Source organism: Flavobacterium sp. WG21 (assembly GCF_000335775.1).
Classification (GTDB): domain Bacteria; phylum Bacteroidota; class Bacteroidia; order Flavobacteriales; family Flavobacteriaceae; genus Flavobacterium; species Flavobacterium tructae.
Genome location: NZ_AMYW01000006.1, coordinates 52,642 through 66,025 on the forward strand (window position 1 = coordinate 52,642; position 13,384 = coordinate 66,025).

General features: G+C 32.2%; 12 protein-coding genes. 10 read left to right on the forward strand and 2 right to left on the reverse strand.

The annotated features are described in order from the left end of the window. Positions 1–30 precede the first annotated feature (30 nt). The 6 genes from C245_RS0106535 to C245_RS0106560 all read left to right on the forward strand — a co-directional run bounded on the left by C245_RS0106535 (position 31) and on the right by C245_RS0106560 (position 6,760). A complete protein-coding gene (locus C245_RS0106535) occupies positions 31–1,005 on the forward strand; it encodes a type IX secretion system membrane protein PorP/SprF (RefSeq protein ID WP_026109915.1) in 975 nt (324 codons plus the stop codon). A 158-nt stretch (positions 1,006–1,163) separates the two neighbouring features. After that, positions 1,164–2,351, forward strand: a complete 1,188-nt coding sequence (gene pgk, locus C245_RS0106540) for a phosphoglycerate kinase (protein WP_026109916.1) — start codon at positions 1,164–1,166, stop codon at positions 2,349–2,351. A 110-nt stretch (positions 2,352–2,461) separates the two neighbouring features. After that, entirely contained in the window at positions 2,462–4,309 is a 1,848-nt protein-coding gene (locus tag C245_RS0106545; protein WP_017495783.1) for a LysM peptidoglycan-binding domain-containing protein, read from the forward strand. Positions 4,310–4,355: 46 nt separating this feature from the next. Continuing rightward, complete coding sequence (locus tag C245_RS0106550; RefSeq protein ID WP_017495784.1) at positions 4,356–5,324, forward strand: DUF4837 family protein; 969 nt, start codon at positions 4,356–4,358, stop codon at positions 5,322–5,324. A gap of 210 nt (positions 5,325–5,534) precedes the next feature. Next, a complete protein-coding gene (locus C245_RS0106555) occupies positions 5,535–6,173 on the forward strand; it encodes a DUF1579 domain-containing protein (RefSeq protein WP_017495785.1) in 639 nt (212 codons plus the stop codon). A gap of 140 nt (positions 6,174–6,313) precedes the next feature. Next, positions 6,314–6,760, forward strand: a complete 447-nt coding sequence (locus tag C245_RS0106560; RefSeq protein WP_017495786.1) for a GNAT family N-acetyltransferase — start codon at positions 6,314–6,316, stop codon at positions 6,758–6,760. Between the two features lie 60 nt (positions 6,761–6,820). On the opposite strand, the gene C245_RS0106565 is transcribed toward C245_RS0106560, so the two are convergent. Further along, the gene (locus C245_RS0106565) at positions 6,821–8,287 is read right to left on the reverse strand and encodes a lipopolysaccharide biosynthesis protein (protein WP_017495787.1); all 1,467 of its coding nucleotides are present in this window, start codon (positions 8,285–8,287) and stop codon (positions 6,821–6,823) included. A gap of 42 nt (positions 8,288–8,329) precedes the next feature. After that, entirely contained in the window at positions 8,330–8,653 is a 324-nt protein-coding gene (locus tag C245_RS0106570) for a helix-turn-helix transcriptional regulator (RefSeq protein ID WP_017495788.1), read from the reverse strand. 296 nt (positions 8,654–8,949) lie between these two features. Here C245_RS0106570 and C245_RS24225 point away from each other — a divergent pair, with 296 nt between their 5' ends. The 4 genes from C245_RS24225 (at position 8,950) to C245_RS0106590 (ending at position 13,382) form a co-directional block, all read left to right on the forward strand. After that, entirely contained in the window at positions 8,950–9,114 is a 165-nt protein-coding gene (locus C245_RS24225; protein WP_017495789.1) for a hypothetical protein, read from the forward strand. Between the two features lie 133 nt (positions 9,115–9,247). Further along, the gene (locus C245_RS0106580; protein ID WP_017495790.1) at positions 9,248–10,357 is read left to right on the forward strand and encodes a hypothetical protein; all 1,110 of its coding nucleotides are present in this window, start codon (positions 9,248–9,250) and stop codon (positions 10,355–10,357) included. A gap of 8 nt (positions 10,358–10,365) precedes the next feature. After that, a complete protein-coding gene (locus tag C245_RS0106585) occupies positions 10,366–11,196 on the forward strand; it encodes a M48 family metallopeptidase (protein WP_017495791.1) in 831 nt (276 codons plus the stop codon). Beyond that, positions 11,187–13,382 (forward strand): peptidase domain-containing ABC transporter, encoded by a 2,196-nt coding sequence (locus C245_RS0106590; RefSeq protein WP_017495792.1) that lies wholly within the window; start codon positions 11,187–11,189, stop codon positions 13,380–13,382. The genes C245_RS0106585 and C245_RS0106590 overlap by 10 nt, the downstream gene beginning before the upstream one ends. Positions 13,383–13,384 lie beyond the last annotated feature (2 nt).

The following is a 13,384-nucleotide window of genomic DNA, read 5'->3' on the forward strand; positions in this document are numbered from 1 at the left end:
CTAATGATGTTATCTAAAAAAATTATTACAATGAAAAAGTTTATTTTATCTTTAGTACTCATGGCTGTAACAACAAGTTACAGCCAAGAGTTAAACCTACCGGTTTTTACACAGTATTTAGCCGATAATCCTTTTGTTATTTCGCCGGCCTTCGCTGGTATCGGCGATAACCTTAGAATTAGAGCCAATGGACTTACCCAATGGGTAGGGATAAAAGATGCACCGGACAACCAGTCGCTTTATGCCGATTTTAGAGTTTTGGACCGTTCAGGAGTGGGTATCAATGTGTACAATGATAAGAATGGGTATACGCGTCAGACTGGAGCTAAGATCTCCTTTGCGCACCACATTATTCTGGATTATTATTCGAAACAATACTTGTCTTTCGGACTTTCGTACAACTTTAATAGTTTCCGTATTGATATTGATGAATTCAATAACACCATCGAGCATCCTATTTTAGATCCAAGTGTAACCGACAATCGATATACCGCAAACAGCAACTTTGATGTAAGTGCTTTGTACCGTAACAAAGGATTCTACATCAGTTTTAATGCGAATAACGTATTAAAGAAAAACACAAACAAATACAGAGGAGTAGAGCCAAGTTTACTTTCCAATTATCAGGTATATACAGGATTTGTTTTTAAAGACGGAGAAAACAGCCGTATCGAATACGAACCATCGCTTTACTACCAATACTTCGCAAGTGATAAACGTTCTACAACCGATTTTAACTTCAAGTACAGACGTTACAACCGTTACGAGGATTATTACTGGATTGGGGTTTCGTACCGTTTCTTAAACGATCAGTTCCCAAAACCATTATCCGTTGGGCCAATGGTAGGTTTTATGAAATCTAAGTTCTACTTTGGGTATTCGTATCAGGTAATGTTTAACAATTTAGGGAATTACAACACGGGGACACACTCGGTAACTATTGGTTTCGATTTCTTGCAAGCCATCAGTAACTGTCCTTGTACACAAAGTCCGGTTCACGACTAAACAAACATTTTTAGCGTTTTTAAAGTTAATTTGTTTTTTTTCATAAATTATATCGTTTTCGCTGTTACAGCGGGTTTATTTTTATATTTTTCAAATTTGTTGCAACCCTAAAAGTTCTATATTTGTTTTTCTATCAGAAAAAATTAAAAAATTATCAAATGAAAACTCTAAACGATTTCGACTTTAAAAATAAAAAAGCAATTATCCGTGTGGACTTTAATGTGCCATTGGATGAAAACTTTAATGTAACGGATGCTACACGTATCGAAGCGGCAAAACCAACTATCGATGCAATTTTAGCACAAGGAGGAAGTGTAATTTTAATGTCGCATCTAGGCAGACCAAAAGGAGCAGAAGATAAATATTCGTTAAAGCACATTTTAAAAACAGCTTCTGAAATCTTGGGAGTTCAGGTGAAATTTGCTGAAAATTGTGTTGGAGAAGTAGCAAAGACTGCCGCTGCAAATTTACAGCCTGGAGAAGTTTTGTTGCTTGAAAATTTACGTTTTCATGCTGAGGAAGAAGCCGGAGATGTTGCTTTTGCAAAAGAATTAGCATCATTAGGAGACATCTATGTAAACGATGCTTTTGGTACAGCACACAGAGCACACGCTTCAACCACAATTATTGCCCAGTTTTTTCCAACTGAAAAATGTTTTGGAACCTTATTGGCAAAAGAAATAGAAAGTTTAAATAAAGTACTTAAAAATAGTGAAAAACCCGTAACAGCAGTTCTTGGAGGTTCGAAAGTATCTTCAAAAATTACCGTTATCGAAAACATCTTAGACAAAGTAGATCATATGATCATCGGTGGTGGAATGACATTTACATTCGTTAAAGCATTGGGTGGTAAAATCGGAGAATCTATTTGTGAAGATGACAAACAGGATTTAGCACTTGAAATTTTGAGATTAGCCAAAGAAAAAGGAGTTCAGGTTCACATTCCCGTTGACGTAATTGCGGCAGATAGTTTTTCTAATACTGCAAATACTCAGGTAGTAGATGTAAACGCAATTCCTGACGGATGGCAAGGTCTTGATGCAGGTCCTAAATCTTTGGAAAACTTTAAAAAAGTAATTCTGGAGTCAAAAACAATTTTATGGAATGGCCCATTAGGAGTTTTCGAAATGGAGTCCTTTGCTAAAGGAACGATCGCTTTAGGTGATTATATTGCTGAAGCTACAGAAAATGGTGCCTTCTCATTAGTGGGTGGTGGAGATTCTGTTGCAGCAGTAAAACAGTTCGGTTTTGAAGATAAAATGAGTTATGTTTCTACCGGAGGTGGAGCTATGCTTGAAATGTTAGAAGGTAAAATTTTACCTGGAATCGCCGCGATTTTGGACTAAAAAATCACAATTAACATTTTTTTACATAGTTTTCTTCAATAAACTGTTTAAGTTTGTAAAACTAAGGTTTCTGTAATTTATTGAATTATAGAATTTTAAAAAAATGTTATATGATTGTAAAAAAAATAGCAATAGTGGTTTCCGCTTTTTTTTCTATTTCTGTGGTCGCACAGAATGTTGCAAAAGCAGATGCTGAAATTAAACCGGTTGTAAAAATATCGTATTTAGATTCTGTTAAAAGTACCTTCAAAAAAAATGAACTGGCAACACGTGTTGACAGTCTTTGGATGAACGAATTAGTAAGTCTCGATATTTACGACGATTTAACAAAAGACATTCAAACCATTAACACAGATGTAACAGTCGATGAAGAACTGCCTACAGATTTGCTAAAACAGCGATTGCAGGCAATGAATGGGAAATCACCTTTTAATATTGAATACAATCAGGGATTAGAAAACATCATAAAGTCATTTCTTAAGAATCGTAAAAAATCGTTTTCACGATTGATGTCTTTATCAGAATATTACTTTCCAATTTTTGAAGACGCTTTTGCCAAACAAAATGTGCCTTTAGAAATTAAATATTTAGCCGTTGTAGAATCTGCTTTAAATCCTAAAGCAGTTTCTAAAATGGGCGCCACCGGACTTTGGCAATTCATGTACGGAACCGGAAAACAATACGCTCTTAAAATAGATTCTTATATCGATGAACGCAGTGACCCGCTTAGAGCAACTGCCGCGGCATCAGAATATATGACTAAAATGTTCAGCATCTTTGGTGACTGGGAATTGGTTCTGGCCTCTTACAACTCAGGACCAGGAAATGTGACCAAGGCCATTCGTCGTTCCGGTGGAAAAACAAAATATTGGGACATTCGAAGCCATCTTCCAAAAGAAACTCAAGGTTATGTACCCGCTTTTTTAGCCACCATGTACCTTTTTGAGTACCATAAAGAACACGGAATTAATCCACAAAGAGCCGTTGTTAAAAATTTTGAAACGGATACCGTTCAGATCAAAAGCCAAATGTCATTCAAACAAATTGCTGATTTGTTAGACATGCCGCAATCTCAAATTCAGCTTTTAAATCCATCCTATAAACTAAATGTAGTTCCGTTTTATCAGGGAGAGGAGCATTATCTGCGTTTACCCAAAGATAAAATTGCCACCTTTGTGTCAAACGAAGACAAAATTTATGCCTATGTGGCTTACCAATCGCAGAACAAAACCATTCCGGTTCAATTGGCGATGAGGACAGCCCCAAGAGCAAAATACATTGCGAAAGCCAAAGAAAAAGAAGAATCTCCTAAAGAAATTCAGTTTTACAAAGTTCGTAAAGGTGATAATCTGGGAGCAATTGCCGAAAAGTATAACGTAAGCATTGTAGATCTTAAGAAGTGGAACAATCTGAAATCAAATTCAGTGGCCTTTGGAAGAAATTTAAAAATTAAATCTGAAATAGAGGCAGTTGTTAAAAATCCTAAAGAAGCTAAAGCAACACTTGCAATAGATAAAAAATCAGAGGAGGCTATTGCTTCAGCAGATGATAAAGATAAAAATAATGCACAACCGCAGGAATATGTAGTAGCTGCCGGAGACAATTTAGGCAGTATTGCAAAGAAATTCGGTACGACTATTGCGGAGTTGAAAGAACTTAATAGTCTAACTTCAAATAATATTGGTTTAGGAAAAACATTAGTGATTTCTAAAGCAGTTCCTGAAATTGTAGATGAGAATGCTGTAACAACCGCTATTGCGTCAAACAATTCAATTGATTCGTTTAAGAAAAAAGCAACATCGAAAGCTTTGGGTGAAGACTATTACGTTAAAAAAGGAGATTCGTTGTATAGTATTTCTAAAAAATATCCGGGAGTAACCATTTCCGATATTAAAAAATGGAATAATATTAAAGACGGAGACATTAAACCCGGAATGAAACTTAAAATAAACGGATAATTCAAAATCTTATATAAATTTGGGTTTTATTTCATAACTTAAGAGAATGAATAAAACCCATTTTTTATTAGTACTACTTCCGCTGCTGTTCATTTCATGCTTTAAAAATGACAAGCAGATTGAATCTGTGTCTGGAAAAACCAATACTATTTCCGTCATTATAGACGATCAATTGTGGTATGGCGAAGTGGGCGACAGCATTCGAAATAAATTTGCCTCGCCGGTTTTAGGACTTACACAGGAAGAACCAATATTTACCATCAATCAGTATCCGGCTCGTTTGCTGGAAGGTTTTGTTACCGACAGCCGCAGCATTATTGTGGTAAAAAAAGCTGCTGCTGATAAGTTCGAAGTCACACACAGCGCCTCGCTGCCTCATAATACTTTTAGAATTTACGGAAAATCGGTAGATGATATTATTTGCAGTATCGAACTCAATTCAGCACAAATTATTAAGGTAATCCGCGATACCGAAATCAAAAAAATTCAGGAGGACAACAGCAAATCCCTGCTGAATCCGGCCATTATAAAAAACAAATTTCATGTCGATCTTCAGATACCCGTTGGATATGAATACATGTTGCACAAAAAGAACTTTATCTGGCTTAAAAAAGACATCATTAGCGGAAATACCAGTCTGCTCATCTATCAAATTCCGATTCGCAGTTTTGAGAAAAGCTCAAATGTAGTAGACAACATTATCCGAATGCGGGATTCTGTTGGTTACTATATCAAAGGCAAGGAACCCAAAACACGTATGATTACAGGAGAGGCTTATGCTCCCTATTTCTCGACGATTTTATTAGATGGAAAAAAAGCTTTTGAAACTAAAGGCACCTGGGAGCTTAAGAATGATTTTATGGCCGGACCTTTTATCAACTATGCCATTGTTGACGAAATGTATAACCGAATTCTGGTTATCGAGGGATTTTGTTATTCGCCCTCCAACGAAGAACGTGACCTAATGCTGGATCTGGAAGCGATAATAAAATCAGTTAAAATTGATAAGAGGTAAATCCGTCGCTCTGAAAGAGCTTCAGCTAAAGCATAGTGCAACGCACTATGAAGCATGTAAAAGTTTGTTAGCGCCCTGAAAGGGCAAAAGCCCAATGCCAAAATTATCAATTTGCAGCTTTTTATAGAAATCCTGTTAAGTTTTTAGTAATGAGGTGACAAACTAATTTTTCTTAATTTTGTTTTACAACTAACATTAAAACAGATCATTATGAAAAATTTAATTGCAGCATTATTACTAGTCATGTGTTTTGCTTCCTGTAAAAAAGAGGCAAAGACAGCAACTGAAACGGTAGGCACTTCTGATAGTATTAAAAAAGAAGAACCAATAGCAGAACAACCGGTTGATTCGGCAGCACAAATGAAAGCCTGGCAAGAGTATGCAACCCCGGGGGCTCCTCATAAATTAATGGCGGATGAGGTTGGAACCTGGAATTGTGACATGACTTTCTGGTCAGAACCAAACGGGAAACCTGAAAAAGCCACTTCAACAGCAAACGTTAAAATGATTCTTGGAGGACGTTATCAGGAATCGAACTATCAGGGAACCATGATGGGGCAAGCTTTTGAAGGTAAAAGTACATTAGCTTACAACAATGCCAGTAAAGAATACACCACCACATTTATCGATAATATGGGAACCGGTATGCTGGTGGCAATGGGTAAGTACGATGAAAGTACCAAAAGTATGGAGCTAAAAGGGGACATGGTTAATCCCGTAAACGGCAAAAAGACACCCTACAGAGAAATTTATACCATTGTAGATGCTAAAACACGTAAAATGGAAATGTTTGATGTAAAAAATGGGGAAGAGTTCAAGAGCATGGAAATCATTATGAAGAAAAAATAAGATTCTCATTTCATCATAAAGTATAAATCCCGATTGCAGATTGTAATCGGGATTTATAGTTAAGAATATTTGGTATAATTTTGTTTTTAGCGTAAGTTAGAACCATAAACAATAAGACAAAAACAATAAACAGAGAGCAAATGGAGCTAAAATGGAAAATAAAGCCTTTTGAGGCGTTAAATGTAAACGAGCTATACGATTTACTCAAATTACGAAGTGAGATCTTTGTAGTTGAGCAAAACTGCGTTTATTTAGACCTGGATGGCAAAGACAAGAAAGCATTACACCTAATTGGCGAGTACGACGGCAAAACAGTAGCGTATGTACGTTTATTCGATGCGGGGATTAGTTTTGATAATGCTTCGATCGGACGTGTGGTGGTAGATGCCAATTACCGCGACCGAAAATGGGGACATGATCTGATGCGTGAAGCAATTGCAGCCATAAAATCAAATTTTGATAAAGATGCGATTACGATTGGAGCTCAATTGTATTTAAAAAAATTCTATGAAAGCCACGGATTCGTGCAAACCAGCGAAATGTATCTGGAAGATGATATTGAGCATATTGAGATGATTCGTGGTTGATTTTCCTTTAATTGCAATGATTCAGTTGTTTATCTTTTGGAATATGATTTTATTAAGAGGCTAATTTTTTCGAGGTTTAATAATTAAAAATATTATACTTTTTTCATTTTTGTATATTAAGTACAGATAAATCAGAAGTAATGAAATACCTAGGTAATAGTTCTCTCTAAAACAATAAAATGAAATTATAGAAAAGACTATAGATATGCTTAAATAATATAATATTTTTTTGATATCATAAGGTATTGGATAATATTTGTTTCCAAGGTAATATGATATAAACATCATGCTTGCATAAGCGATTAAAGTAGCTATAGCAGATCCATAATAACTCATAGTGGGAATTAGTGCAAAATTTATAATTAACGTTAATATGGCTCCAATAACTGATATGTAGGCTCCTATGTATGTTTTATTTATAAGCTTATACCAAACAGAGAGATTAGTATAAATACCGAGAAAGAAGTTTGCTAAAATTATTAATGGAACTATTCCAATAGCTTTCCAATAAGAGGAGTCTCGTATCATGATGGTTTTTAGAACATCTACAAATACTATTACAAATAATAATATGAAAGAACCAAAGATGATAAAGTACTTAGTTATCAATGCGTACGTTTGAGGTGCGTTTTTATTTGATGCATGGCTAAAAAAGAAAGGTTCTATTCCCAGAGTATATGCTGTTCTATATAAAACCATAAAAAGACCTAATTTGTAGCAAGCGGCGTAAATACCTACTTGAGATTCTGCAATACTTTTAGGTAATATTTTTGCAAGTAGGATTTTATCAAATTGGTCATTGATCGCAAAAGCTATTCCTGCTATTAATATTGGAAATCCATAATGCATCATTTTTTTCCATAAATTAAAATCAAATTTCCAATTCAGATTAAAATAATTCGGAAGAAGTATTAGAAATGTAATGAGACTAGATATTATATTCGATAATAAAATGTAACCTATTTGAAAATCATTAAAATAAAAATTGCTTAAAATTCCGTTTGGATTCGTACTAGAAATTATCGGGAGGTATTTTAAAAAAAACACATTTAAAATTAGGTTTATAACAACACTTCCTATTTTAATTATAGAGTAAATTTTTGCTTTTTGATTAGCTCTAAGTTTAGAAAATGGAATTATTACTGATGCATCTAAAGATAGAATCCAAATAGCGTAAGTTATATATTCTACATCGATTTCAAATGTTTGAGAGATTGTATTTCGAAATAGTAAAGTTGAAAATAAAAAGCATATAGTAGTCCAAAAAATTGAAATCATACTTGTTTCAATAACCTTTTTTTTATCAGATTCAGTATTAAAAAATCTAAAGAAAACGGTTTCCATACCGTAAGACAAAATGATATTAAAAAAAATCATATAGGCAAAAATTTCCGTCATTTCCCCATAAGAAGACTTAGGAAGGAGATTAGTATATAGCGGAACTAATATAAAACTGAACATTTTGGGAAGGACTGTTGCCAATCCATAAATTGCTGTTTGTTTGAATAATTTTTTATATAAACTCATTAAGATATTGTACTTGTTTTTTACTGTTGATAAAGATTTTAGTTACTTCAGTTTTCTTAATTTCTCTTTAAGATTTTTATTTTCTTTTTTTAATAATTCCATGTGTTCCATGATAAAATCTGGGATATTAAATTGATACATGTTTGTTGTATTATTTAGTGTTGAGCTTACTTCATCAGGTTCGTAAATTACTTCTGTTTTTACCTCTAATTCTTTAGCAATCCTATTCCACTCAATATCGGAAATGCTTTTTCGGCCACTCTCTCTTCTGCTATAATTGGATTGTGTCATTCCAATTAAATCTGCCAATTCCTCCTGCGAAAGTCCTTTGGACAATCTTACTTGTATAAGTTTTGTTTTATTCATTATTGAAGTTTTTTCTTACAATGTTAAGTTGTTTTTATTTATAAAACAACAGTTCATATTGTGTTTTTTTTAGTTTAACAAATAAAAATATATTTTTTGTAAGATATTATTACTTGTATTTTTAAAACACGCATGTAAATTCGCATAAAAATGCATAAGAAATACGTTGTTAACTTCATAGTTTTGGCATATGAATTCCTAGGTAGTTTATGTAGACGCTAGGTCGACATAGTGGTTCTTGTTAAATTATAATTTAGGAAATCAAATCAATTTTATAACCATAAAAATTTTAAATTATGAAGTTAAGTTTAGACGCGTTAAAGGAAAAAACAGAATTAGCTGTTTCAGAAGAGTTGTTAACTAGCATTTCAGGAGGAATGGCACAATGCCATGAGGGTTCATGCGGATGGCTCAATGAATGGGCTGACGATTTTTGGCATTGGATGGGGGCAGAATATTAATTTGTTTGAAGTTAAGAGGCGGTTTTTACAGCCTCTTAATTATAAATTTCAATAACTTATTTGATTATTTATGATTAAAATAGTTTAAATAATGTAAGAAGAAGAATTTTTTAAAGATAAAGATTTATTAATAATGAAACTTGATATTAGACATAACGAAATTATAAATACTATTAAAATTCTAATCTATAAGGAAGATCCATTGCTTTTAGAAAAGATTGATTTTGATGATGATAATGTTTTTTTAGAGCCGCTGCTATTTGCATATTTTAATTTACCAAAAACTAAACACAACAATTTAGTTTTAGAAGAAATTATGCAAGGATATTTTATATCATCAAAAGAAGTATTCTTAAATTATTCTTATAACGATGATGGAATTGCCTATCTGCCAAAAATAGGGTACTATATAAAGAATAAAAATGGATTATTTGATTCAATTGATCTAATAGAAAACACCAATATAGAAATTTTGAAGTACAAAGTTAAATTTCTAGGGCATATTTATAAAGATTTTGATAATAAGCAAGTTGAATCTAATAAAATTGAGATTGAAAATGCTTATAAAAAAAATATCCTCTTTTTACATAAGGCTTTTAAGTTAATTAAAGAAAATGTTTTTGAGCAATTTGAGTTAATTGAATCAAATTGCAAAAAATGTGTCATTTTTAAATCGAATCCTAAAAACACAAATTCGTTCGCAGCAATATCTGCTCATGGGGTTGCATTTTTTAATGCTTATCAGGATGATTATGATGAAGTTTTCTTTGTAGACGACATAGCCCACCAAACAGGTCATATAATTTTAAGCGCATTGTTTTATAATAGAAAAGATTTTTTTAAAATCGACGAAGAACAAAATATAGGTAAGATATTATTAAATAAAGATAGTAGAACCATTTATGTATTAATCCATGCATTCTATACATACTACACTACTTTTTTATGTTTAGATGCTTGTTTAGAAGCTAATTCGTTTAACGCAAAACAAAAAAATGAAGCTATCGGCAGGATTGGTTTTTACCTTAATAAGTGTAAGAAGGATATTCAGAATTTTGATAAAATAATAGATTATTTTGGAAGTATTGAAAATATTTTAACCCTAAGTGGAATAAAAATATATGAGGGTATTAAAGAAAAATACTTTGAAGTTTTATACAAATGGGAACCAATAACAAGTGAGTTTAAGTATATAAATCAACCTTATAATTTCACATATTCAAAATTTACTGAATTAAATTAATCACTATTATGACTCTTAGACGAAAAGTATTTAACGTAAAAAAAATAGCAGTTGCATTCTTGTTGGTTTATCTTAATTCTTACTCTCAGGAAAAAAAAGGAATAAGCGATAAAATAAACCGACAAGAGATTATAGTAAAAGAATTTGTTACTAATTGTGCAGAAAAGCATAATTATTATTATGAAATGTCCGAATGGCAAAACTGTCTGGACGATGGACTTAAAAGAGATAGCACTATTGCTTATTTATGGCAACAAAAAGCAATGCCGTATTTTAAAGCAAGAAAATATGAGGTAGGTATGGCATTTATTGATAATGCTGTGAAATATGATGCGAAAAATTGGCAGCCTTATAGAGCCTTTATTAAATGCATTTTTTCTAAAACTTATAGAGAAGCTATATTAGATTTTGAAGATTGCAAGATTCAGTTTGGTAATAATTATGTTATGGATCATACTTATGATTTTTATATCGGACTTTGTTACTTGCAGCTAAATGAGTTTAGTATCGCTCAGAAGAAATTTAAAGAATACATTGATGATATTTTCAAAAACAGGCAGGGACTTGAGCATCCTACAGTGTTGTTCTATTATGGAATAACATTTTATGAGCAGCAAAATTGGAAGGAAGCAATAATTGAATTTGATAAAGCTTTAAATATTTACTCAAATTTTTCAGATGCAAAATTTTATAAAGCTATCTGTTTAGTTAAAACTAATGAACTAGACAATGCTAAGAAATTACTAAAAGAAGCTAAGAAAGATGCGGAAATTGGTTTTACGATTAATGAAGATAATGTTATTTATGAAAAGTATCCTTATCAAGTAAGATGGCAATAAAAAAAGATTTTCCTTATTATCAACAATTAGATTTTAAAGATTGTGGACCAACTTGTTTAAGGATGATTGCTAAACATTATGGTAAAATGTTTTCAAGAGAATTTTTAAGAGATAAGACAAACATTACCAGAGTGGGAGTAACAATGGCTGGAATTGCAGAAGCAGCAGAAGCCATTGAAATGAGAACTTTGGGAATGCGTATCAGTTTAGAGAGTTTGGTTACTGATGTTCCTGTTCCATTTATTTGTCCGTGGAGGCAAAAGCATTTTATTGTTGTTTATAAAACGACTAAATCAAAAATTTATGTTGCAGATCCCGCTAAGGGATTGTTGGATTATAGCTATTCAGAGTTTAAAAAAGCTTGGACTAATACAGATGATGGAAATGGTTATGTATTGTTACTAGAGCCAAACGCTCAGTTTTATGCTTTGGAAGAAGATAAAATTAAAAACAAAGGTTTTAAATTTTTAATTCCGTATTTCAGGCCCTATAAAAAATTGATTAACCAATTATTTATAGGTTTATTAGTTGGGACAATCATTCAGTTTTTATTGCCTTTTTTGATGCAATCAGTTATAGATATTGGGGTAAATAATCGTGATGTACCTTTTATTTATTTGATTCTTATCTCACAGTTGGTCTTGATTTTGTCGCAAACTTCCGTAACAATTTTTAGGGAATGGATTTTAATTCATTTTACGAGTAGATTCAATATTAAAATGATTTCTGATTTTTTGTTTAAAATGGTTAAATTACCGGTATCATATTTTGACACTAGAAATACAGGTGAACATTTGCAAAGAATCACAGATCACACACGTATTCAGAGCTTTATTTCTTCTTCATCTTTGAATATGTTATTCTCAATGATCACGTTTGTTGTTTTCAATTTTATTTTAGTATATTACAGTGTAAGAATATTTTTCGTTTTTATTGGAGCCTCAATAATTTATGTGATTTGGACTTTCTTCTTTTTAAAAAAAAGAGCTGAATTAGATTATAAGCGATTTGATGAAACATCGCAAAGTCAAACGAATTTGATACAAATAATAAATGGGGTCAAAGAAATAAAAATTAATAATTCACAAAGGAAGAATCGCTGGAAGTGGGAATATACACAAATCAGCCTTTTTAAAACCTCTTTAAAGACTTTAAAATTAGCGCAATATCAGTCTATTGGTGCTACTTTAGTTAATGAATTAAAAAATATAACTATTACATTTCTTTCTGCAAAAGCAGTTGTTGATGGAGACTTTACAATAGGAATGATGATGACCATTCAATACATTGTAGGACAATTAAATTTACCATTAAGTAATTTCGTTAGTTTTATACAAACTTGGCAAGATGCAAAAATAAGTTTGGAGCGATTGTCCCAAGTTCATTGTAAAGAAGATGAAGATGATTTAGATCAGCACAAAGTAAAAGAATTGTCAATTAATAAAACAATTGTAATAAAAGATTTGTCTTACAGATATGGAGGAAAATCAACACCTTATGTTTTAAAAAATTTAAGTTGTAGTATTCCTGAAGGAAAAACAACCGCTATTGTTGGCGCAAGCGGCAGTGGTAAAACTACTTTGATGAAATTGTTGCTAAAATTTTATGAACCATCAAAAGGAAATATTTCTATAGGATCAATTGATCTAGCTAATGTAAATAATGATTATTGGCGTTCAAATTGTGGTGCAGTAATGCAGGATACTTTTATGTTTGATGATACAATTGCAGGTAATATATCAGAATCTGAACAAAACGAAATTATAGATAGGGAAAAATTAAATAATGCCGCATTTATTGCAAACATTGAAGATTTTATACAAAAACTACCAAATAAATATAATACAGAATTAGGAACATCAGGAATTAGACTAAGCGGTGGTCAGGAACAACGTTTAATGATTGCAAGAGCCGTTTATAAAGATCCCTGTTATGTTTTCTTTGATGAAGCAACTTCTGCCTTGGACGCAAATAATGAAAAAGTAATAATTGAAAATCTAAATACATTTTTGAAAGAGAAAACGGCTATTATTATTGCACATCGTTTAAGTACGGTAAAAAATGCAGATAATATTATTGTTTTAGAAGAAGGATCTGTCGTTGAACAAGGGACTCATGATAATTTAACAAAATTGAGAGGCAAATATTATGGGTTGGTTAAAAATCAATTGGAACTGGGAGCTTAGAA